19 protein-coding genes are annotated in these 22,832 nt (G+C 67.5%); 13 read left to right on the forward strand and 6 right to left on the reverse strand.

Features of this window, described 5'->3' with window-relative positions; genetic code table 11:
- Positions 1-7: 7 nt before the first annotated feature.
- Together AU188_RS21965 and AU188_RS21970 are read right to left on the reverse strand one after the other, a co-directional pair.
- Positions 8-2,830 carry an MMPL/RND family transporter gene (locus AU188_RS21965; RefSeq protein WP_059165591.1) on the reverse strand — a complete coding sequence of 941 codons (2,823 nt, stop codon included), beginning with the start codon at positions 2,828-2,830 and terminating at the stop codon, positions 8-10.
- A gap of 1 nt (position 2,831) precedes the next feature.
- Entirely contained in the window at positions 2,832-3,209 is a 378-nt protein-coding gene (locus tag AU188_RS21970; protein WP_059165592.1) for a hypothetical protein, read from the reverse strand.
- A gap of 135 nt (positions 3,210-3,344) precedes the next feature.
- Here AU188_RS21970 and AU188_RS21975 point away from each other — a divergent pair, with 135 nt between their 5' ends.
- Both AU188_RS21975 and AU188_RS21980 read left to right on the forward strand, forming a co-directional pair.
- Positions 3,345-4,553, forward strand: a complete 1,209-nt coding sequence (locus tag AU188_RS21975; RefSeq protein ID WP_059165722.1) for a sensor histidine kinase — start codon at positions 3,345-3,347, stop codon at positions 4,551-4,553.
- Positions 4,550-5,209, forward strand: coding sequence for a response regulator transcription factor (locus tag AU188_RS21980; RefSeq protein ID WP_059165723.1), 660 nt, complete (start codon positions 4,550-4,552; stop codon positions 5,207-5,209). The genes AU188_RS21975 and AU188_RS21980 overlap by 4 nt, the downstream gene beginning before the upstream one ends.
- Here AU188_RS21980 and AU188_RS21985 read toward each other — a convergent pair.
- On the reverse strand, positions 5,206-6,513 hold the full coding sequence (locus AU188_RS21985) for a DUF2252 domain-containing protein (RefSeq protein WP_059165593.1): 1,308 nt from the start codon (positions 6,511-6,513) through the stop codon (positions 5,206-5,208). The genes AU188_RS21980 and AU188_RS21985 overlap by 4 nt on opposite strands.
- A 52-nt stretch (positions 6,514-6,565) precedes the next feature.
- Between AU188_RS21985 and AU188_RS21990 the strand changes: the two genes are divergently transcribed.
- The 3 genes from AU188_RS21990 (at position 6,566) to secA (ending at position 11,159) form a co-directional block, all read left to right on the forward strand.
- A complete protein-coding gene (locus tag AU188_RS21990) occupies positions 6,566-7,195 on the forward strand; it encodes a ComF family protein (RefSeq protein ID WP_059165724.1) in 630 nt (209 codons plus the stop codon).
- Positions 7,196-7,522: 327 nt separating this feature from the next.
- A complete protein-coding gene (hpf, locus tag AU188_RS21995) occupies positions 7,523-8,158 on the forward strand; it encodes a ribosome hibernation-promoting factor, HPF/YfiA family (RefSeq protein WP_172799573.1) in 636 nt (211 codons plus the stop codon).
- Positions 8,159-8,300: 142 nt separating this feature from the next.
- The gene (gene secA, locus AU188_RS22000; protein WP_059165595.1) at positions 8,301-11,159 is read left to right on the forward strand and encodes a preprotein translocase subunit SecA; all 2,859 of its coding nucleotides are present in this window, start codon (positions 8,301-8,303) and stop codon (positions 11,157-11,159) included.
- A gap of 37 nt (positions 11,160-11,196) precedes the next feature.
- Here the strand turns inward: secA and AU188_RS22005 are convergent, their stop codons facing one another.
- Positions 11,197-11,673: an Rv3235 family protein gene (locus AU188_RS22005; RefSeq protein WP_156426777.1), complete on the reverse strand. Its 477-nt coding sequence runs from the start codon at positions 11,671-11,673 to the stop codon at positions 11,197-11,199.
- Positions 11,674-11,914: 241 nt separating this feature from the next.
- On the opposite strand from AU188_RS22005, the gene AU188_RS22010 reads away from it, so the two are divergent.
- The 5 genes from AU188_RS22010 (at position 11,915) to AU188_RS22030 (ending at position 18,158) form a co-directional block, all read left to right on the forward strand.
- Positions 11,915-13,324, forward strand: coding sequence for a WS/DGAT/MGAT family O-acyltransferase (locus AU188_RS22010; protein WP_059165596.1), 1,410 nt, complete (start codon positions 11,915-11,917; stop codon positions 13,322-13,324).
- A 61-nt stretch (positions 13,325-13,385) separates the two neighbouring features.
- On the forward strand, positions 13,386-15,149 hold the full coding sequence (locus AU188_RS22015) for a BCCT family transporter (protein ID WP_059165597.1): 1,764 nt from the start codon (positions 13,386-13,388) through the stop codon (positions 15,147-15,149).
- Between the two features lie 6 nt (positions 15,150-15,155).
- Positions 15,156-15,656 carry a DUF6912 family protein gene (locus AU188_RS22020; protein WP_172799574.1) on the forward strand — a complete coding sequence of 167 codons (501 nt, stop codon included), beginning with the start codon at positions 15,156-15,158 and terminating at the stop codon, positions 15,654-15,656.
- Between the two features lie 63 nt (positions 15,657-15,719).
- Entirely contained in the window at positions 15,720-16,856 is a 1,137-nt protein-coding gene (locus AU188_RS22025) for a ferredoxin reductase (RefSeq protein ID WP_059165599.1), read from the forward strand.
- 69 nt (positions 16,857-16,925) lie between these two features.
- Positions 16,926-18,158, forward strand: coding sequence for a fatty acid desaturase family protein (locus AU188_RS22030; protein ID WP_059165600.1), 1,233 nt, complete (start codon positions 16,926-16,928; stop codon positions 18,156-18,158).
- Between the two features lie 62 nt (positions 18,159-18,220).
- On the opposite strand, the gene rsgA is transcribed toward AU188_RS22030, so the two are convergent.
- Together rsgA and aroA are read right to left on the reverse strand one after the other, a co-directional pair.
- The gene (gene rsgA, locus AU188_RS22035; RefSeq protein ID WP_059165601.1) at positions 18,221-19,198 is read right to left on the reverse strand and encodes a ribosome small subunit-dependent GTPase A; all 978 of its coding nucleotides are present in this window, start codon (positions 19,196-19,198) and stop codon (positions 18,221-18,223) included.
- Positions 19,195-20,490, reverse strand: coding sequence for a 3-phosphoshikimate 1-carboxyvinyltransferase (gene aroA, locus AU188_RS22040; RefSeq protein ID WP_286137636.1), 1,296 nt, complete (start codon positions 20,488-20,490; stop codon positions 19,195-19,197). Before aroA ends, rsgA begins: the two co-directional genes overlap by 4 nt.
- A gap of 69 nt (positions 20,491-20,559) precedes the next feature.
- Here aroA and AU188_RS22045 point away from each other — a divergent pair, with 69 nt between their 5' ends.
- From AU188_RS22045 to AU188_RS22055, 3 genes are all read left to right on the forward strand, one after another.
- Positions 20,560-21,318 (forward strand): SOS response-associated peptidase, encoded by a 759-nt coding sequence (locus tag AU188_RS22045; RefSeq protein WP_059165603.1) that lies wholly within the window; start codon positions 20,560-20,562, stop codon positions 21,316-21,318.
- A gap of 66 nt (positions 21,319-21,384) precedes the next feature.
- The gene (locus AU188_RS22050; protein ID WP_059165604.1) at positions 21,385-21,984 is read left to right on the forward strand and encodes a TetR/AcrR family transcriptional regulator; all 600 of its coding nucleotides are present in this window, start codon (positions 21,385-21,387) and stop codon (positions 21,982-21,984) included.
- Complete coding sequence (locus AU188_RS22055) at positions 21,981-22,817, forward strand: enoyl-CoA hydratase/isomerase family protein (protein WP_059165605.1); 837 nt, start codon at positions 21,981-21,983, stop codon at positions 22,815-22,817. Before AU188_RS22050 ends, AU188_RS22055 begins: the two co-directional genes overlap by 4 nt.
- The last annotated feature ends 15 nt before the right edge of the window (positions 22,818-22,832 follow it).

Consider the following 22,832-nt stretch of genomic DNA (forward strand, 5'->3'; position numbering starts at 1 on the left):
TCCACGGTCACGACCCTGGCGCCGAAATCGGCGAACGACGCAGATCGACCAATCGCACGGTCGGCCACCAGAACCACCGGCCGAGCAGCGCCACCAGCGACGGCAGCACGAACGTGCGCACGACGAGCGTGTCGAGCAGCAGACCCACGCCGATGGTGATGCCGATCTGCGCAATGCTCAGCACGCTGCTGCCGGCCAACGCGAACATCGTGATACCGAAAACGATGCCCGCCGTCGTCACCACGCCGCCCGTGGCACCGAATGCCCGCACAATCCCGGTGCCCAGCCCGGCATGCGCCTCCTCGCGAATCCGCATGGCCAGCAGCAGGTTGTAGTCAGCACCGACCGCAACCAGCGCGATGAACGAGATCGGCGCGACCGCCCAGTGCAGATCGTGGTGCAACAGGTGTTGCCAGATGACGACGCTGGCGCCGAGCGCCGCCGCATACGACACGGCGACGGTGCCCACCACGACGATGCCGGCGACCGGGCTGCGCAACAGCAGCGCGACGATTCCGAAGATGAGCGCCAACGTCACCGCCATCAGCATGGTCGTGTCGCCGTCGACAAGTCGCTGCAGATCGGCGGTCGCCGGGCCGACGCCGGTGATGTGCACGGCACTGGGTTTGAGCGTGCCCTCCTTGGTTGCCTCCCGGACGGCCGTCCCGATCTGTGTGGCCCGGTGTGCGCCTTCGCCGCTCCATTCTTGCCCGTCGCCGTAGACCAGAAGGTAGGTGGCGCGCCCGTCGTCGGACATCAGTTGGTCCAGCGCCGGACGCAGCGCCGGATCGGCCAGCGCGCGCTGCGGCATGTAAAACCCGCCTGCTGCGCTATCCCGAAATGCAGTGGCGATCTCTTGCAGATAGTCGGTCAGCTGGCGCAACTGCGGACCCAACGACGTCGTCAGCGACGCGAGATCGGCGGTGGCGGCGCGGGCCTGTCGCAACTGGACGCTCATCGTATCCACTGCCGGCGGCAGAGCCGCCAGCGCCTGAGTGGCATCGGTGGACCCGTCTGTGAGTTTGGTTGCGCCGCTGGTCAATTGGGCTGAACTTCGGATGACGTCGTCGGCGGGTTGCACCACTCGGGAGACAACAGAACAGATCGGATTGGCCGGACAGTTCGGTGTCGATGACACGAAACCACGAAGCGGGTCGAGGTATCCCGACACCGTCGTCACGTTCGTCTGCAAGCCGGACATGCCGGCCCGCATGTCGGCGGCTGCCGCACCCATCTGGCGCAGTCCCGCGGCGCTGCCCTGCAGACCCTGGGACAGCTGATCGACTGCGGTGCTCATCGACGCCAGCGCATCGTCGAGCTCCGCGATGCCGCCCAGCCGTTCGGTGAGGCCATCGATCTTGGCGGCGAACTGTTCACCGATGATGCCAGCCTGCCCGCTGAGAGTGGCTTCGTCGGGCACCGTGCCCGCCGGGCGACTCGCCGACTGCACCATCCGCACGCCCGGTATGGCCATGATCTGCCGGGTGATCCGCTCGACGGCGATGAGCCCAGCGGGGTTGCGGATGTCGTGCGGGGCGGCGACGTTGACAACGGTGGCCAGTAGGTGGTTGACCCCGAAGTGGCGATCGGCGGCTGCGTAGCCTTGGTTCGATTCGGTGTCGGCCGGAGTCGCCGCCGGCTCGTTCCACCCGATCCGCAGCCCCGCAACGGGAATGGCAGCGACGACGATCAGTGCGGCGCTGGCGGTCAGTATCGGCGCGGGCCAACGTGCCACGTGCACACCGATCCGCCGCCACCGCCGTGAACTCGTTGAGGGGCGTGGTTCCAGTCGGCCGCGGCGGCCCGCGACCGCGATCAGTGCCGGGGTCAGCGTCATCGCTGCCAGCATGGCAACCAGAACTCCTATCGCACATGGGATTCCGGTGCTTCGGAACATCCCGATCTCCGCGACGCTCAGACTCGTCAGTGCCGCCGCGATGGTCAGAGCCGATCCCACGATGACGGGCGCGACACCCCGGTAGGCGTTCACCAGTGCGGCCGCCGACGGATCACCACGCCGCCTGCCCTCGTGATAGCGCCCGATCAGAAAGATCGCGTAGTCGGTGCCCGCGCCCAGCATCATCGCGGCCAGCAACGCGACGGAGAACAACGACACCTCGGCGAGTCCGGCCTCGCCGAGTGCGGCCACGATCGGTCGAGCCACTGAGAGGGCAAGGCCCACCGATATCAGCGGAATCGCGGCGCCGACCGGTGATCGGTAGACGATCAGCAAGAGAAGCAGAATCAGCGCGACGGTCGCGGCGGTGATACCCAGCATCTGCCGGTCGATCGCGCGGAACTCGTCGGCGATCGTGGCGCCGGGCCCGGTGACGTAGACCCGCAAGCCGTCCGGCGGGTCGAGTCGCGTCACGATGTCGCGCAGTGCGTCTACAGCGTCGGCCGCCCGAGAGGTCCCGAGCATCCCCGAAAGCCGCGTCATGACCGTGACTGCGCGGCCGTCCGCGCTCTGGGCCCCGGCGGCGGTTGCGGGGTCGGACCACAGGTCGGTTACCGCATAGACATGCTCGTCGACGGCGCGCAGGCTTGTGATGAGCCGGTGGTAGAAGGCTCGGTCGTCGGCGCCGAGGGGCCGGTCGCCCTCTAGGACAATGTAATTGAGGTTGTTGCTGGGTTTTTCGCCGAGCAGCGTGGCGCCTTGCAACGCCGCTACCGAACTGGGCGCCTGGGCGGGCATGAAGGAACGGGAGTGAGATTGCGCCACCCGTTCCAGCTGCGGCACCGCGACGTTGGCGGCGCCCGCGGTGACGACCCAGACGACGATGACCCAGACGGCGTAGCGGCTCGTGAGATGTGCCAGCCGCTCTGCCACGTCAGGCCACCGTCTGAGCAGTGCCCGGAACGGTGTAGAGATCGACGATGCGCTTTTCACCGCGTTCGAGGGCGCGCACCCGCACCGATCGGCGCGCCGCCGCGTCGAGCAGCGCCCGCAATCCGGGGTTGGCGGCGGCCAAGTCGGCACGCGCTTGTGCGGCCGAAATGTCGTCATGGGCGGCTTGATCCAGCTTCGCCGTCAGCATCGTGATCCACCGGTGGCGCAAAGAGAGCAGCAGGCCTTCTTCGCCGCCGAAGAGCCGATCCACTTCGGTTGCCCTGCCGTTCAACACAAGAGCACCCTCTGGATCGGTGCGGGCGTGATCGATCATGTCGGCCATGAAGGCCATGCGCTCGTGCAATGTTGACCATGTCATGGCTGCGACGCTACGAAGGTGCGGCGTCTTCGCGCGTCGTGCCAGGGGCCGGTTCTCGCCTCCTACCACGGTCGGACGCCGGGTCCCTACCGCGGCATGATGTACCTGGTAGGCGGCGTCTTCTACGATCGAACGATGCTGCGCACGGCGACGGCCTCCGTGCGGGAGTGGATTCGCCGAAGGGGTGAGCTGGTCCCGCTCGGCTTCAATTGGGCCTTCGTGATCTTCACCGACGTCAGCATCGTCGGCATCGTGTTGATCGCGGCACTGCAACGGCCGGCGACGGATCTACCGGCGACGCTGCTCGCGATCGCGGTCGCCGTCTCACCGTTCGCCCTTTTCCTTCTCCTCGGCAGCCAGACAACGTTCAAAGCTCCGGTGCTTTGTGCGTCCGGGACAGCGGCCACCGCGATCTTCCTGTTTGCCACCTCGACACCGGTCACCGCCGACTTCTCTCCGCTGCTGCTGGTGCTGACGGTCGGGGTGGTCGGGGCGCTCACGAACATGTTCGGTGGTCTCATGGCGACCGCAATCGCTGCCGCGGTGCTCATCGCCGCGTCGGCTTTGGGCCGGCTCGACGTCATCGCGCTGTATCTCAGCTTTGTCGGAATGGGTTGGCTGGTGGGCTTTCTCATGCACACCCAGCAGCAACTGATCATCAAACAGCAGCAGGCGCAGGATCAGCTCGCCGAGCACGCCGCCGCCGACGAACGGCGGCGCATCGCGCGTGAGGTGCACGACGTCATCGCGCATTCCCTGTCGGTCACCCTGTTGCACACCACAGCGGCCCGTCGCGGACTGCAGCAAGACCGGGACGTCGATGACGCGATAGACGCTCTCGAGCAGGCAGAACAACTCGGCCGCCAAGCGATGGCCGACATCCGCCGCACCGTCGGCCTGCTCGACGGCGCACCGATGAAGGCCGCACCGGAGCCGGGTGCGAGCGAGATCCCAAGCCTTGTCGAGGAATTTCGACGCGCCGGACTCAAGGTCGACCTCGACGTCGACGGCCCGCTGGATCGGGCGTCGGCAGCGGTGGGCTTGGCCCTGTACCGAATCACCCAGGAATCGCTTGCCAACGTCGCCAAGCATGCCCCTGACGCAAAATCTACGGTGTCTCTGGCGATCTCGCGAACCTCGGCGGCATTGACCGTCGTCAATCAACTGCCTGTCGCAGTGGCCACCCCGGCGTGCGAAGGGCGGGGACTGCGGGGAATGCGCCAGCGCATCGAATTGCTCGGCGGGCGCATCGATATCGGACCGTCGCAGGACGGGTGGTCAGTTCACGCCGACATCCCGCTCGATGAGGTAGGTGGTTGGCGTCCACCCTGGTGCCCGCTGTGACCGGGACCGCACAGATCGCGGTCCTGCTGGTCGACGACCAGGACCTGGTGCGCTCGGGCCTGCGGCGCATTCTGCGTCGCAAGGACGGCTTCGTGATCGTCGCGGAATGCTCCGACGGCGACGAGGTGCCCGCCGCCGTCGCCCGCCACAGTCCCGACGTCGTGGTCATGGATCTGCGGATGCGCCGCGTCGGCGGAATCGAGGCCACCCGGATGCTCTGCGCCGGCGGTGGTCCACCGGTGCTCGCGTTGACCACCTTCAACGACGACGAACTGCTTTCGGGCGTGCTGCGCGCCGGCGCTTCAGGTTTCGTGCTCAAGGACTCGTCGGCCGAGGAGCTGATTCGCGCGGTGCGCGCCGTGGCCCGCGGGGACAGCTACCTCGATCCGGCGGTGACCGCACGCGTGTTGGCCACCTACCGCAGTGCCGCCCAGCCGCCGCGCGGCACCGCGCTCGCGGACCTGACCGCGCGCGAGGCTGACGTCCTGACGCTGATCGCCAAGGGCCGCTCCAACTCCGAGATTGCCGAGGAGCTGTTCATCTCGGGCGTCACGGTCAAGAGCCACATCGGCCGCATCTTCGTCAAACTCGGTCTGAGAGATCGCGCCGCAGCCATCGTCTACGCCTACGACAACGGGATCGTCGCCCCACGTTAAGTCGACGAGACGCCCGGTATGCGCCCTTCACGGAACGCCTCGACGAAATGCCGGTGGTCGTCGCGCACGGTGGCGGCGTACTCGAGCCCGAACCTCACCATGTCCGAAGCGAATTCGTCGACTCGGTCGCCGATGGCGGCATCGATGGCCTCCTCGGTCTGGAACTCGACCACCTTCTGATCGCTGTCGACGTCACCGACGCAGTGCACCTTGGCCACCGCCCGGCCCAGCTGCTCGATCACTTCGGCCAATTCGTCCGGCTCGGTCAACTCGCTCCAGTCCAGATCGGCTTCGTAGGGCGATATCTCGCTGACGACGAAACCAACCCCGTCGATGTCGGTGTAGCCGAGCAGCGGATCGGCGTGTGCCTGCAACGCGCGTTGTGACACCGCGGTGCGATGGCCGTGATGGCGGAAGTGCTTACCCAGGCTGCCGGCGTCGACGACGCGACTGGGCGCGGCGACGTTGCCCTGCTTCATCGACAGCACCGCGTCGTTGTCCAACGCCTGGTTGAAACCTTCGATCAGCAGCGTGTAGGTGGGCAGGCCCGCGCTGCCGATTCCGTGGCCGGTCTTGCCGATCATGTCCTTGATGTCGTAGGTGATGCCTTGAAAGCGCTTGGTTTTCGGGATGGTGTCGAGATACGTGGCGAACGCGGTCTCCACTTTCTCGCGTTCGGCATCGTCGAGCCGTCGCACGCCTGCGGCATCCCGGAAGCGTCGGTCCCAGTCGTCGACCGCGGTGAGACGGTCCAACATCTCGGCCCTGGTGGACAACCGGGCGCTCTGCAGCGTCGACAGCACTGCACCGCGCGCGGTGTCGAGATTCAGCGAGAAGCTCGAGTCGTCGTCGGCGCCGAGGAACCACCGCACCTGGTCGACGTACGAGCGCACGAACGTGTCGATGAGGCCGCTGATCTGGTGATCCGACAGCGCCTTCTGCCAACACATCAGTGCCACGCTGGCGGCGAACCGCATCACGTCCCAGGTGAAGTGCCCGATGTAGGCCTCGTCGAAGTCGTTGACGTCGAAGATCAACTTGCCTGCGCCGTCCATGTAGGTGCCGAAGTTCTCGGTGTGCAGATCACCTTGTATCCACACGCGGCTCGTGCGCTCGTCGGCCCATCGATCGTCGCGGCCTGCCACGTCGGCGTAGAAGACGCACGCGCTGCCGCGGTAGAACGCGAACGGATCGGCCGCCATCTTGCGGAACTTCGTGCGAAACGCTTCCGCGTCGGCCTCCATCAGGTCGGCGAATGCCGTCGACAGGCAGTCAACGATGAACGACTCCCGCTGGTCTTGCATGACCGACGGAGTACCCCATCTCGATGTCACCGATAACCGCCACACTGCCGACATGCTGGATCTGGTACTACCGCTGCAGTGCGGGGGATGTGGGGCCCCGTCGACGCGGTGGTGTGACGCCTGCGCCGCGACGTTGACGGTCAGGCCCGAGGACCCGCACCTCGTCCTGCCGAGAGTGGACCCCGGCGTACCGGTGTATTCGCTGGGTCGCTACGCGGGACCCCGGCGCGCAGCCGTCCTCGAGCTCAAGGAGCACGGCCGCGCCGACTTGCTGCAGCCGCTGGCCGCGGCACTCCGGGCCGGCCTGATTCACCTGCTCACGTGGGGGCTGGTCGACACCCCGCTGACGGTGGTCCCCGCGCCCACTCGAAGGTGGGCGGCCCGGCGGCGCGGCGGAGACCCGGTGACCCGGATGGCAAGGGCGGCGACGGCTGGCCTGCCGGGTGTTGCCGTCGTCCCCGCGTTGCGGACCCGCGCGTTCGTCGCCGACTCGGTGGGGTTGTCCACGGCCGACCGCCAACGAAACATCGCGGGACGGGTCAAGGCGGTCCGGCCCGTCACCGGCGAGGTGCTCGTCATCGACGACATCGTCACCACCGGTGCGACGGCCGCCGAGTCGGTCCGTGTGCTGCACACGGGTGCGGCACACGTGACGGCAGTGCTGGTTGTGGCCAACGCCTGACCGCCCGCCTGACCGCCCTGGCCACCGCCCCATATCAGACCGATGTGAAGAACTGAAAACAGGTCGGCGGATTCACTGGCACTACCGGGTGAACGCGGCTACCGTCGGCTTCAACACCCGTGAATGACTCACGGCCGGCGCTCAGAATCGAGTCGCCGCCATCGCCGACGCGGTAGGAGGTGAGTAGACGACACCTTGCACCGGCGAGCGGCAAGACGTGCAAGCGCCGTCGGTGCGGATCCATGACAACCCGGGCACGCTGATGCGTGCGGACCGCGAAGAAACGAGTTGCCAAGCATGTCAAGCCAATCCCTGGACTCCCGCACCATGGTGATCGAGGACGAGACACCCGAACCCCGACCGCGCGCCGAGGTTGCAGTCACCGGCCGCAACGTCGAGATTCCCGACCACTTCCGCAACTACGTCGCAGAGAAACTGTCACGCCTGGAACGATTCGACCGCACGATCTATCTGTTCGACGTCGAGCTCGACCACGAGCGGAACCGACGTCAACGTAAAAACTGTCAGCACGTGGAGATCACCGCCCGTGGCCGCGGCCCGGTGGTCCGTGCCGAAGCTTGCGCGGACAGCTTCTACGGCGCGATGGAGTCCGCGGTGGACAAGCTCGCCGAACGGCTGCGCCGTGCGCGTGACCGCCGCAAGATTCATTACGGCGACAAGACCCCGGTGTCGGTGGCCAAGGCCACCGCGGTCACCCCGCCAACTGATTCGCAGACCACGACGCCGTCCGAGCACGACGGCGCGGCGCTCGACGAGCATGCCCCTGGGCGGATCGTGCGAAAAAAGGAGCACCCCGCCACGCCCATGACCGTCGACGATGCGTTGTCGCAGATGGAACTGGTCGGCCACGATTTCTTCCTGTTCCACGACAAGGAATCCGACCGGCCGTGCGTGGTGTACCGCAGGCACGCCTATGACTACGGCTTGATTCGGCTCGCCTGAGCCGGGAGGTTGATTCGGCTCGCCTGAGCCGAGGTTCATCCGGCTCGCCTGAGGCGGGGGCTCGGCCCAGCTCGGCCGGGTCCGGCCGCATGTCACCTACCATGGGTTGAGCTCAAGACTTTCAACCCATAGGGGAACTAGCGTGCTGCAAAAGTTGCTGCGTCTCGGCGAGGGCCGCATGGTCAAGCGCCTCAATGGAGTGGCCGACTACGTCGACTCCCTGGAAGGCGATATCGAGAAGCTGACGGACGCCGAGCTGCGGGCCAAGACCGCCGAGTTCAAGAAGCGCGTCGACGACGGCGCGAGCCTCGATGACGTGCTGCCCGAGGCGTTCGCCGTCGCCCGCGAGGCGGCTTGGCGCGTGCTGAATCAGAAGCCTTTCAAAGTGCAGCTGATGGGCGGCGCGGCACTGCACTTCGGAAACGTCGCGGAGATGAAGACCGGTGAAGGCAAGACCCTCACCAGCGTGCTGCCCGCCTACCTCAACGCGCTGTCGGGCAAGGGTGTGCACATCGTCACCGTGAACGACTACCTGGCCCGGCGCGATGCCGAGTGGATGGGACGTGTGCACCGGTTCCTCGGCCTGGAGGTCGGCGTGATCCTTGCGCAGATGACCCCGGACCAGCGGCGGACCGCCTACGGCACCGACATCACGTACGGCACGAACAACGAGTTCGGCTTCGACTATCTGCGCGACAACATGGCGCACTCCCTTGCCGACCTGGTCCAGCGCGGCCACAACTTCGCGATCGTCGACGAGGTCGACTCCATCCTGATCGACGAGGCCCGAACCCCGCTGATCATCTCCGGCCCCGCCGACGGCGCCTCGAACTGGTACACCGAGTTCGCGCGCCTGGCCCCGCTGATGGAGAAGGACGTCCACTACGAAGTCGACATCCGCAAGCGCACCGTCGGCGTGCACGAACTGGGCGTCGAGTTCGTCGAAGACCAACTCGGCATCGACAACCTGTATGAGGCCGCCAACTCGCCGCTGGTCAGCTACCTCAACAATGCGCTGAAGGCCAAGGAGCTGTTCCAGCGCGACAAGGACTACATCGTGCGCGACGGCGAGGTACTCATCGTCGACGAGTTCACCGGCCGCGTACTGGTCGGCCGCCGCTACAACGAGGGCATGCACCAGGCCATCGAGGCCAAGGAGCACGTCGAGATCAAGGCCGAGAACCAGACGCTGGCCACGATCACGCTGCAGAACTACTTCCGGCTCTACGACAAGCTCGCGGGCATGACCGGCACCGCCCAGACCGAGGCGGCCGAACTGCACGAGATCTACAAGCTCGGCGTCGTGCCGATTCCGACCAACAAGCCGATGATCCGCGCCGACCAGTCCGATCTCATCTACAAGACCGAAGAGGCCAAGTACATCGCGGTCGTCGACGACGTCGCCGAACGGTACGAGAAGGGCCAACCGGTGCTGATCGGCACCACCAGCGTGGAACGCTCGGAGTATCTGTCGCGCCAGTTCACCAAGCGTCGCATCCCGCACAACGTGCTCAACGCGAAGTACCACGAGCAGGAGGCGTCGATCATCGCCGAGGCCGGCCGGCTGGGCGCGATCACCGTCGCCACGAACATGGCGGGCCGCGGCACCGACATCGTGCTCGGCGGCAACCCGGACTTCCTGACCGACAAGCGGCTGCGCGAACGCGGCCTGGACCCCGTCGAAACGCCCGAGGAATACGAAAAGGGCTGGCACGAGTTGCTGTCGCAGGTCAAGGGCGAATGTGCGCAGGAGGCCGAAGACGTCATCGCCGCGGGCGGCCTCTACGTGCTGGGCACCGAACGCCACGAATCGCGGCGCATCGACAACCAGCTACGCGGCCGCTCGGGCCGCCAGGGCGATCCGGGCGAGTCGCGGTTCTACCTGTCGTTGGGCGACGAGCTAATGCGGCGGTTCAACGGCGCCACGCTGGAGGCGCTGCTGACCCGGCTGAACCTGCCCGACGACGTGCCGATCGAGGCGAAGATGGTCACCCGGGCGATCAAGAGCGCGCAGACCCAGGTCGAGCAGCAGAACTTCGAGGTCCGCAAGAACGTCCTCAAGTACGACGAAGTGATGAACCAGCAGCGCATGGTCATCTACGACGAGCGGCGGCGCATCCTCGAGGGGGAGAACCTGGCCGAGCAGGCCCGCAAGATGCTCGTCGACGTGATCACCGCCTACGTCGACGGAGCGACCGCCGAGGGCTACGCCGAGGACTGGGACCTCGAGCAGCTCTGGACCGCGCTCAAGCAGCTCTACCCGGTCGGCATCGACCACCACGACCTGATCGACTCCGATGCAATCGGTGAGCCCGGCGAGCTGACCCGCGAGGAACTGCTCGAAGCACTGATCGCCGACGCCGACCGTGCCTACGCCGAACGGGAGAAGCAGATCGAGGCGATCGCGGGCGAGGGGGCGATGCGCCAGCTGGAGCGCAACGTGCTGCTCAACGTGCTCGACCGCAAGTGGCGCGAACACCTCTACGAGATGGACTACCTCAAGGAGGGCATCGGCCTGCGCGCGATGGCGCAGCGTGATCCGCTCGTCGAGTACCAGCGCGAGGGCTACGACATGTTCATCGGCATGCTCGAGGGCCTCAAGGAGGAGTCGGTCGGCTTCCTGTTCAACGTCGCGGTCGAACCCGCGCCGCAGCCGACGGTCGCCCCGGTCGCCACGCCGGCCGGACTGACCGAGTTCGCCGAGGCTGCCGCCGCCCAAGCGCAGGACGGCGGCCAGGGAAGCGTCGCGACCAAGGAGCGACCCGTCCCGGCTGGAGCTGAATCGCCGGCTCAGCCGGCGGCCCTGCGCGCCAAGGGAATCGGCGACGAATCACGACCGCTGACCTACACCGGGCCGTCGGAGGACGGCTCGGCACAGGTGCAGCGTTCGGACAACGGCGGCGGCGCCCCGCGCCGTCCGGCCGGTGGCGGCAGCCGCAAGGAGCGCCGCCAGGCCGAACGCCAGCGGGCCCGCGAAGAGAAGGCGATGCGCAGGCGTTAAGGGTCGAAACTGAGCTTGTGCTCGAGAAACTGATTGCTCAACCGATCTGCAGCGCGACAATGCGCCAACGGTCGCCCTCGACCGCGATGCGCGCCGCGATCGCCCGGATGCGCTGCCCGCGGCTGTAGGTGCCGAACACTTCGGCGGCCGGACCGCCGTCCTCCACCATGCGCAACCGGATACGGCGCAGCGTGGCGGCGGCCGAATGCGGGGAACGGGTCATCGTGAGCACGGTTTCGATCAGCGCCGGCGCCAGCAGCGGTCGCAACTGGGCCACCGGGCGACGCCGGTCGATCACCTCGAGCACCCGGCGCAACGCCGCGTCGGCGAAGGCGACCGCGGCTCGCGACGGTGCGGGCTCCCGGACAGGCGCCATCGGTGCCGGCTGCTGCGGATGTACCACCCGCCCACCAGGTCCGCCAGACTGACTGCGGCGCAGGGCTTTTGGTGTCGGCGGCGGACAGGTGCCGATCCCGACGGGCGCGGGCTCGCAGTCGACGACGGGCTCGATCACCGCGGTTCGAACCGTTGCCCGTCGGGCGGATGAAACTTCCTCGGCGGGGGTACGCAAGGGTGGCACCACAATTTCTCCAGCAAGTCGACGAGATGGGACGCGTCCGCTGGAGAGTCGCAGACCTCATCATGATCGCACGGTTCGCAGGAGGTCCGGCGCACCCGTGATGCGGACCCCAGGGGTCTGGCTATAGCGTGGCGGGGTCTTTTCACGCGGACCACAGGGGAGGAGCGGCGTCGCGATGGTCACCCGGTTGTCGGCGGCGGACGCGTCGTTCTATCACCTGGAGAACACGTCGACGCCGATGTACGTCGGGTCACTGTCGATTCTGCGGAAACCTCGCGGCGGCTTGAGTTATGAAACGTTGCTCGCCACGGTCGAACAACGGCTGCCGCAGATTCCGCGCTACCGCCAAAAGGTCCGCGAGGTCACGCTCGGCCTGGCGCGGCCGGTGTGGGTGGACGACCGTGATTTCGACATCACCTATCACATCCGCCGTTCGGCGTTGCCGTCGCCGGGCAGCGACGCCCAGTTGCACGAGCTCATCGCCCGGCTGGGGTCGCGGCCGCTGGACAAGTCCCGGCCGCTGTGGGAGATGTACCTGATCGAGGGCCTGGCCAAGAACCGCATCGCGCTCTACACCAAGTCACACCAGGCGTTGGTGAACGGGATGACCGCGCTGGAGATCGGGCACGTCATCGCCGACCGCACCCAGAAGCCGCCGGAGTTCGGGGAGGACATCTGGATCCCGTTGCGCGAGCCCAGCGATCGGCAGTTGTTGCTCGGCGCCGTCGGCGAGTGGATCATGCGTCCGGCCGACCAGTTCGGTGCGCTGCGCTCCGCCGTCGTCGACGTCGCAACCAACGCGGGCCAGTTGGTCGACATGGGGCGACGGTTCGTCGAGGTGGTCCGCACTGTCGCGCGCGGGACCGCGCCGAGCAGCCCGCTCAACACCACCGTCTCGCGCAACCGCCGGCTCACGGTGGCCAGCGGACGACTCGAGGACTTTCGCACGGTGCGGGCCCGGTACGACTGCGATGTCAACGACGTCGTGCTGGCCGTGGTGGCCGGCGCGTTGCGGAACTGGCTGATGTCGCGCGGTGAGCCGGTGACCGCCACGACGAGGGTCCGCGCCATGGCGCCGATGTCGGTGTATCCCGATGCCGAACTCGATGCGACCGGCCCCGGCCAGGCGATCAGCGAGGTGTCCCCGTTTCTCGTGGACCTGCCCGTGGGCGAGGCCAACCCCGTGGTGCGACTCTCGCAGATCGCGCACACCACCGAATCGGCGTCCACCGCCGCGAGCCTGGTCGACGCCAGGACCATCGTGACCCTGTCGGGGTTCGCGCCGCCGACCCTGCACGCCATGGGCATCCGCGTTGCGACGACGTTCTCGGCCCGCCAGTTCAACCTCTTGATCACCAACGTGCCGGGCGCACAGCATCAGATGTACATCGCCGGCACCAAGCTGCTGGAGACTTACGCCGTCCCGCCTTTGCTGGCCAACCAGGTGCTTGCGCTCGGGGTGACGTCCTACAACGGCATGGTCTACTTCGGAATCAATGCCGACCGCGACGCGATGAGCGACGTCGACGTTTTGCCGAGCCTGCTGCGAGAATCGCTGGACGAACTGCTAGAGGCCGCTCAGTGACCCGGTTGTCACCTTTGCGGGATTGACTCGCTCACCGCCACCGGGGTCGAATTGGCTCACCATGACCACCAGTGCCGAGAACGAGACGACCGAAAAAGTCAAAGCTGCGACGCGGCGGGCCTTCAAATCGCCCACGGACGATGTAGTTCCCCATCCCGTGCTCGATCAGCCGATCGAAGAGGAGGCCATCACCCGCTCGCGCGGAGTGGACTGGATCGTCTTCGGCGTCACCGCGGTCGTCGCGATCGCCTTTCTGGTGTGGGGCTTCGTCAGCACTCGCACCCTGGCCACTGCCTCCGACAGCGCCCTGACATGGGTGATGAACAACACGGGATGGCTGTTCGTGCTGACGGCCTCGGGTTTCGTGGTCTTCATCCTGTGGCTGGCGGTCGGCCGCTACGGCGCGATTCCGCTGGGCCGCGACGACGAGGAACCCGAATTCAACGGGGTGTCGTGGGTCGCGATGATGTTCAGTGCCGGTATGGGTATCGGCCTGATGTTCTTTGGGGTGGCCGAACCGCTGTCGCACTTCGCTTCGCCGCCGCCCGGCACCGGGCGGCAGGGCGATCCGGAGGCGGTGCAGACCGCGATGGCCACGACGCTGTTCCACTGGACGCTGCACCCGTGGGCCATCTACGCGGTCGTCGGCCTGGCGATCAGCTACGGCGTCTACCGCAAAGGCCGGCTGCAGCTGATCAGCGCGGCCTTCGAGCCGCTGCTGGGCTCCCGCGCGAACGGGCGGTGGGGCAAGGTCATCGACATGCTGGCGATCTTCGCCACGCTGTTCGGTTCCGCCGCCTCACTGGGCTTGGGCGCGTTGCAGATCCGCAGCGGTCTGCAGATCGTCGGCGGCATCGGGGAGACCGGCAACGCCGTCCTCGTCATGATCATCGCGGTGCTCACGGTGGCGTTCGTGTTGTCGGCGGTATCGGGGGTCGCGCGCGGCATCCAGTGGCTGTCCAACATCAACATGGTGCTGGCGGTGCTGCTCGCGGTGTTCGTATTCGTGGTCGGCCCAACGGTTTTCATTCTCAACCTGTTGCCGACGTCGATGGGCAGCTATCTGGCCGACCTCGCGATGATGTCGGCGCGCACGGGTGCAGAGGGCAGCGCGGTCAACCAGTGGCTGCAGTCCTGGACGATTTTCTACTGGGCGTGGTGGGTGTCGTGGACGCCGTTCGTCGGCATGTTCATCGCACGGATCTCGCGGGGCCGCACCATTCGTCAGTTCGTCGCGGGCGTGCTGCTGGTGCCGAGCCTGGTGTCGCTGGTGTGGTTCGCGGTGTTCGGCGGCTCGGCGATCAGAGAACAGCAGGGCGGCGTCGACCTCGCCGGGGAGGGCAGCATCGAGGCCCAGTTGTTCGGCCTGCTCGAGCAGTACCCCGTCGCCACCGTGGCCAGCGTGGTGGTGATGGTGCTAGTGGCGATCTTCTTCGTCTCCGGTGCGGACGCTGCCTCGGTGGTGATGGGTTCGCTGTCCCAGCACGGCACCATCAAACCCAGCAGATCGACCGTGATCTTCTGGGGCGTCGCGACAGGCGCCGTCGCGGCGGTGATGCTGTTGGTCGGCGGGCAAGACGCATTGACCGGTTTGCAGACCATCACGATCATCGTTGCGCTGCCGTTCGTGCTCGTGATGGTCGGCATGGCGGTGGCGTTGGTGAAGGATCTACGCCGTGACCCGCTGATGGTCCGCAGGGAGTACGCGGCGGAGGCCGTCGACACCGCCGTCATCCACGGAGTCATCCAACACGGCGACGACTTCATCATCTCGGTGGAGAAGGATCCCGCGAGCGACAAATCCCAGCAGTCCGCGACCGGCTAATCTCGCCTGGTGCGCGTGTACATCCCGGCGACCCTGGCCATGCTGCAGCAGCTCGTCGCCGATCGGACGCTGCATGCCCGCAGCGGCACCGCGTTCGCGGTGACGCCCGCGCTGCGCGAGTCCTACGCCGAGGGCGACGACGACGAACTCGCCGAGGTGGCGCGACGGGAAGCCGCGCTGGCCTCGCTGCGCCTGCTCGCCGGCGAAGGCACGGCCGACCTGCCGCCGCGGCGCGCGGTCGTGGAGGCCGAGGTCGACGGGGCGATGCCCCGGCCCGATCTCGACGACGCCGTGGTGCGGCTGCCCGCTCCGATCGCATTCGACGACATCATCGCCGCGTATGTGGACAACGCCGAAGCCGAGCCCGCGGTCCTGCCAGCGATCGAGGCCATCGACGAGGCGGACCTTGGCGATGAGGATGCGGACTTCGTCGTCGGTGACGCCCAGGACCACGACCTGGCCTGGTACGCGCCGCAGGAACTCCCGTTCCTGCTCGAGCTGCTCTGAACGTTTCAGCTGTTCACACGGGTAAAGTAGGTACGGAAGCGTAGGTTACGGTACCGTAGGTTCATGGCCAAGAACTACGTCAAGGTCTCGGCCAATGTCGCCGATACGGTGCGGCCGACCGTCGCCGGGGCCAAGCAGCATCCGGGACTGAACGCCTTGCGAACAATTGCCGGGCGTATCACGACGCCGCTGCTGCCCGACGATTACCTCAAGCTCGCCAACCCGCTCTGGTCGGCGCGCGAGCTGCGCGGGCGGGTGCTCGACGTCCGCCGGGAGACCGAGGACTCGGCGACGTTGGTCATCAAGCCCGGGTGGGGCTTCACGTTCGACTACCGCCCCGGCCAGTACATCGGGATCGGTGTGCAGATAGAAGGCCGCTGGCGGTGGCGGTCGTACTCGCTGACCTCGACGCCGTCGCGAACCACCCGCACGATCACGATCACGGTCAAGGCGATGCCGGAGGGGTTCCTGTCGACGCATCTCGTCGAGGGGCTCGCACCGGGCACGATCGTGCGGTTGGCCGCGCCGCAGGGCAACTTCGTGATGCCCGACCCAGCTCCGGCGAAGGTGTTGTTCCTCACCGGCGGCTCCGGCATCACGCCGGTGATGTCGATGCTTCGCACCTTGGCTCGCCGCGACCAGATCACCGACATCGTCCATTTGCATTCGGCGCCAACGGAATCTGAGGTCATGTTCGCCGGTGAGCTGGGTGAGCTGGCCCGTGCGCATGACGGCTATGAGTTGCGGCTGCGCTCGACGCGCACACAGGGCCGGCTGGACGTCTCGCGGCTGGATGACCAGGTGCCCGACTGGCGGGAGCGCCAGACGTGGGCGTGTGGTCCGGCGGGCATGCTCGACGCCGCCCAGCGGGCGTGGTCGGCGGCCGGCCTCGAAGACCGGTTGCACCTCGAGCGCTTCGCGGTGTCCAAGGCCGCCGTGCACGGGCAGGGCGGCACGGTCGAGTTCGCGCGGAGCGGCAAGACGGTCACCGTGGACGCCGCGACGCCGTTGATGGATGCCGGCGAGCAGGTGGGCATCCGGATGCCGTTCGGCTGCCGGATGGGCATCTGCCAGTCATGTGTGGTGGGCCTGGTCGACGGGCATGTTCGCGACTTGCGCACGGGCGATGAGCGCGAGCCGGGGTCGCGGATACAGACGTGTATCTCCGCAGCATCGGGCGATTGCGTGCTCGATGTCTGAGGTTTACTGGCTGGTAACCTACGGGTACGTAGGTTACGGTAGCGTAGGCATGCGAGAGGAGGCTTGACGGTGGCAATCACTGACGTTCCCGAGTTCGCGCATCTGACCGAGGCGGACATCGAGAGCCTGGCCGTGGAATTGGATGCGATCCGCCAGGACATCGAAGACTCCCGCGGTGAGCGCGACGCCCGCTACATCCGCCGCACCATCGCGGCCCAGCGTGCGCTGGAGGTGGCCGCGCGGCTGATGCTGGCCGCAAGCAATCGTCGCTCGGCGTGGTGGGCCGGCACCGTCACGCTCGGCGTGGCCAAGATCATCGAGAACATGGAGATCGGCCACAACGTCATGCACGGCCAATGGGATTGGATGAACGATCCCGAGATCCATTCCTCGACGTGGGAGTGGGACATGAGCGGAGCGTCCAAGCACTGGCGCTTCACCCACAACTTCATGCACCACAAGTACACGAACATCCTGGGCATGGACGACGATGTGGGCTACGGCCTGATCCGCGTCACCCGGGACACCAAGTGGAAGCCGATGAACCTGTTGAACCTGGTGTTCAACACGGTCTTGATGGCGCTGTTCGAATGGGGAGTCGGACTGCAGCACTTGGAGATCGGCAAGATCTTCAAGGGTCGCGACGACCGCAAGGCCACGTTCGTGCGGCTACGGGAGTTCGGCGTCAAGGCGGGCAACCAGGTGGCCAAGGACTACGTCGTCTACCCGGCGCTGACCTCGTTGTCGCCCGGTGCGTCGTTCAAGTCGACGATGAAGGCCAATGCGGTCGCCAACATCATCCGCAACGTGTGGGCGAACGCCGTGATCTTCTGCGGCCACTTCCCGGACGGTGCAGAGAAATTCACCAAGACCGACATGGTCGGTGAGACCAAGGGCCAGTGGTACCTGCGTCAGATGCTGGGCAGCGCCAACTTCGAGAACGGCCCGGTGCTGCGGTTCATGAGCGGGAACCTGTGCCATCAGATCGAACACCACCTGTTTCCCGATCTGCCGAGCAACCGGTATTACGAGATCTCGATCCGGGTGCGCCAGTTGTGCGACAAGTACGACCTGCCGTACACGACGGGTTCGTTCCTGCTGCAGTACGGCAAGGCCTGGCGGACCATCGCCAAGCTGTCGCTGCCGGACAAGTACCTGACCGACACCCGAGACGATGCGCCGGAGACCCGCAGCGAGCGGATGTTCGCCGAGTTGGAGCCGGGTCAGCGGCGCGGGCTGAAGTCGGCGATCGCTGCCGCGCGGGCCCGCCGTCGCGCGCGTCGTACCACAACGTCAGTCTGAGAGCGTCACCGCGCATATATAGCCACGACGACGCTCTCAGCGCGACATTGTGTCGGGACGACCTACGAGTGGAGCGCGGACAGCAGTCGCCGGGCCGCGCCGACACGGCCGACCGCCGGGCCGCTCAGCGCGTCAAGTGCGCACTCGGGATCGGCGGGCGGACCCATGTGCCCGCAGCCGCGCGGACAGTCCTTGATCGCCTCGGCCAGGTCGGAGAAGGCCAGCAGCACGTCGTCGGGTTCGATGTGGGCCAACCCGAACGACCGGATGCCCGGCGTATCGATCACCCAGCCCCCGAAGCTCAGCGGCAGCGCCACCGATTGTGTCGACGTATGCCTGCCCTTGCCGACGTCGGTGACCTCACCGGTGGCCCGTTCGGCCTGCGGCACAAGACGATTCACCAACGTCGACTTGCCCACCCCGGAGTGGCCGAGCAGCACGGTGACCCGGTCGGCCAGTAGCGGGGCGACCACGTCGAGCGGATCGTCGCGGCCCGCGGTGGTGACCGTCAGATCGAGGTCGGCGAACTGCGCCGCGAACGGTTCGGGCGACGCGAGATCCGTCTTGGTCAGGCACAGGATCGGCGCCAGCCCGCCGGCGTAGGCGGCGATCAGCGCGCGCTCCACCAGGCCGGCGCGGGGCGGCGGGTCGGCCAGCGCGACGACGATCAACAACTGGTCGGCGTTGGCGACGACGACGCGCTCGCTGGGATCGGTGTCATCGGCGGTGCGGCGCAACACCGTTCGTCGTGGACCACGCCGCACGATGCGGGCCAGCGTGTCGGGCCGGCCCGACAGGTCGCCGACTATCCCGACCTCGTCGCCGACGACGATCGGCGTGCGGCCCAACTCCCGCGCCCGCATCGCGACGACCCGGCGGTCCGGGTCGCCGCCGAGCGCGCAGCCCCACCGTCCCCGGTCGACGGTCACCACCATCGCCTCCTGCGCATCGGCGTGGTCGGGTCGAATCTTGGTCCGCGGCCGCGAGCCCCGGCCGGGTCGCACCCGGACATCGGACTCGTCGTACTCGCGCCGACTCAAGCCGGGTCGACCTCCGTCGCCTGTCCGGCCAGCATGTCGGCCCAAAGCTGCGGGAAGCCGGGCAGTGTCTTGGCGGTGGTTTCGATGTCCTCCACCGCGACGCCGGGAACGCGCAGTCCCACAATGGCTCCCGCGGTGGCCATCCGGTGGTCGGCGTACGAGTGCCACAGGCCGCCGTGCAGCGGCCGGGCGGTGATCAGCAGGCCGTCGGCCGTCTCCTCGCAGTCTCCGCCGAGGCCGTTGATCTCGGCCGACAGCGCGGCCAACCGATCGGTTTCGTGTCCGCGCAGATGCGCGACACCCGACAGTTTCGACATCGAGCCGGGGGAGGCCAGCGCGGCGAGCGCGGCAACCGCCGGCGTCAATTCACCGACCTCGTGTAGATCGACGTCGATGCCGTCGTAGACCTGGGCGCCGTGCACTTCGAGATACGAGTCGCCGTGGTGGACAACTGTTCCCAGCTTCTTCAGGATCGCGACGATCACCTCGGCCGGTTGTGTGCTGACCCGCGGCCAGCCGGTCAACCGGACGGTACCGCCGCTGACCACCGCCGCGGCGAGGAACGGCACCGCGTTGGACAGGTCGGGCTCGATGACCCAGTGCCGCGCGGCGACCGGCCCCGGCGCCACCCGCCACCTGTTGGGCTCGCTGTCGTCGACGTGCACGCCGGCGTCGCGCAGCATCGCGACCGTCATCGCCACATGCGGCGCCGACGGCACCGACTCACTGGTGTGCACGATCGTCAGACCGTCGCTGAACCCCGCGCCGGAGAGCAGCAGGCCCGAGACGAACTGCGAGGACGCCGACGCGTCGATCTCGACGGTGCCTCCGGCGACCTCGCCGGCGCCGCGCACGGCGAACGGCAGCCCGTCGCCGTCGATGTCGACCCCGAGGCCGCGTAGCGCGTCGAGCAGCGGCGTGATCGGGCGGGTGCGGGCCTGTTCGTCGCCGTCAAACATCACCGTCGCGCTGCTCAGGGCCGCGACGGGCGGCACGAACCGCAGCACCGTGCCCGCCAGCCCACAGTCGATGCACGCTCCGTCGGGCGGCGCGAGCTCTCCGCCGATGGTCAACTCGTCGGCCCCGCCGCCGACCGTCACGCCGAGTGCCTGCACCGCGCCGACCATCAGGTCGGTGTCGCGGCTGCGCAGCGCGCCGCTGATCGTCGACTCGCCGTTCGCGGTGGCCAGCGCGGCCAGCACCAACGCCCGGTTCGTCTGCGACTTGGAGCCCGGCACGGTGACCGTCGCATGCACCGGATTGGATGTCGATGGGGCCGGCCAGGCCGCCAGCTCTCGGTCTCCGCGCACGCTCACGGCTCCCATCTTCCCTTGTCGGCTTCGCGTGCCACCATGAGATTCATGTGTGGACGTTTCGCGGTGACCACCGACCCGGCGCTGCTGGCCGAGAAGATCAAGGCGATCGACGAAACGACCTCCGCCAAGGAGCCGACGCGACCCAACTACAACGTCGCCCCGACCACCACGATCAGCACCGTGGTCAAGCGGCACACCGAACCCGACGACGACGCCACCCGGCGGCTGCGGTCGATGCGCTGGGGCCTGGTGCCGCCGTGGGCCAAGTCCACCGAGGAGGGCGGCCCGGAGACCAAGGGGCCACTGTTGATCAACGCCCGCTCCGACAAGTTGACCACCTCGCCGGTGTTCCGCAGCTCGGCCAAGAACAAGCGGTGTCTGGTGCCGATGGACGGCTGGTACGAGTGGCAGAAGAAGGGCGAAGGGAAGGGGGCGAAGACTCCCTTCTTCATGTACGCCGGCGACGGCGAACCACTTTTCATGGCGGGGTTGTGGTCGACGTGGCGGCCCAAGGACGGCCCCAAGGACGCCCCACCGCTGCTGAGCTGCACCATCATCACCACCGACGCCGCCGGTCCGCTCGCCGAGATCCACGACCGGATGCCGCTGACCATCAGCGAACGCGACTGGGACCGCTGGCTGGACCCCGACGCGCCGATCGACGAAGGCCTGCTGCGCGGCCACGGAGACCTGGACCGCATCGAGGTCCGGGAGGTGTCCCGGCTGGTGAACAACGTTCGCAACAACGGCCCTGAGCTGATCGAGCCGGTGGAACCGCAGGCCGAGCAAGGCACCCTGCTCTGACGGACCCGGGCTCGTTCGGAGCAGGGGATCGACAGAGGATTCCTCGGTACGGATAGAGTAATCCTCGTGCCTTCGAGAAACCGGGCCGGACCCGATGCGCGCACCCGACTGCTCGACGTCGCGCGCCGCCGGTTCGCAGCAGACGGCGCGTTGTCGGCCACGCTGGACGAGGTGCGCCGCGAAGCCGGGGTCAGCGTCGGCGCGCTGTATCACCACTTCCCGGACAAGCTTTCGCTGGCGACCGCGGTTTTCGCCGAGACACTCGGCGAGTACCAGGACGGTTTCGTCGCGATGTTGCGCAGGCACGACACCGCCGAAGGCGGCATTCGCGGTGGGGTCACCCATCACCTGCGGTGGGTGGCCGCCCATCGGGGCGAGGCGGCCTTCCTACTCGGCCCCCGGCTCGACAGTGCCGAACTGCGCGAGCGCAACGACCGGTTCTTCGCCGCGGTCCGCGACTGGTGGCGCCCGCATCACGGCTACGGGGTGCTGCAGCCGATGCGGGACGGGGTGACGGCCGCCCTGTGGCTCGGCCCGGCCCAGGAGTACAGCCGGCACTGGGTCGCCGGACCGGCGAAGCGGATGCCTCCGGCAACGGTTGAGATCTTCGCGGACGCCGCATGGGCGGCGCTGCGCGCCAACGAGATCGAGGAGGATGTGTCATGACCGACAGGGCGAATTCGCTGTACCGGACGATGGTCGCCGCCGGTGACGACGTCGACGCACCGGTGCGGTTGCGCGTCGAGCGCAGTGACGACAGAGCGGTGGTCACGCTCGACGAGCCGCAGCGGCTCAACGTGCTGTCGGCGCCCCTGGTTCGGCAGTTGCGGTCGGCGCTGGTCGAACTGGACGCCGATCCCGACGTGCGCGCTGTCGTGCTCACCGGGGCGGATCCAGGTTTCAGCGCCGGAGGCGATCTGCAGATGATGGCTGCGGCGATCGACCAATTAGACGCGCCGGAGGGCACAGCTGACGTCTGGCGCTGGATCCGCCGCGAATTCGGTGGCATCGCAAGGCTGATCGCCGGTTCGGACACGATCTTCGTGGGCGCGCTCAACGGAGCGGCGGCCGGCGTCGGGCTGGCCTGGGCGCTGACATGTGATCTCGTCATCGCCAGTGAGCGTGCCCTGATCGTGCCGGCATTCGGGCGGCTGGGGCTGATACCGGAGGTCGGCACGAGTTGGGCGCTGACCCGACGACTGGGTTATCAGGGGGCGCTCGCGTATTACCTGCGCGGCGCGCACATCGACGCCCGCGAGGCCCAGCGCCTCGGCCTCGTCCAGGAGGTGGTCGAACACGACCGGCTGCTGGCCGCCGCCGACGAGTGGTGCTCGCGCATCTGCGCGATGCCGCCCCACACGGCCGCGATGACCAAGCCGCTGCTCCGCGCCGCCGCCGACGCCGACTGGGCCGACGCACTCACGCTCGAGGAGTTCGCCGAGCCGACGTGCTTCACCACCGCCGCCTTCGCCGACAGCGTGCGCTCGATGCTGAAGTGAGCCGGCGTCGCGTTC

The sequence above is a fragment of the Mycobacterium sp. IS-3022 genome (genome assembly GCF_001500065.1).
Taxonomy (GTDB): Bacteria; Actinomycetota; Actinomycetes; order Mycobacteriales; family Mycobacteriaceae; genus Mycobacterium.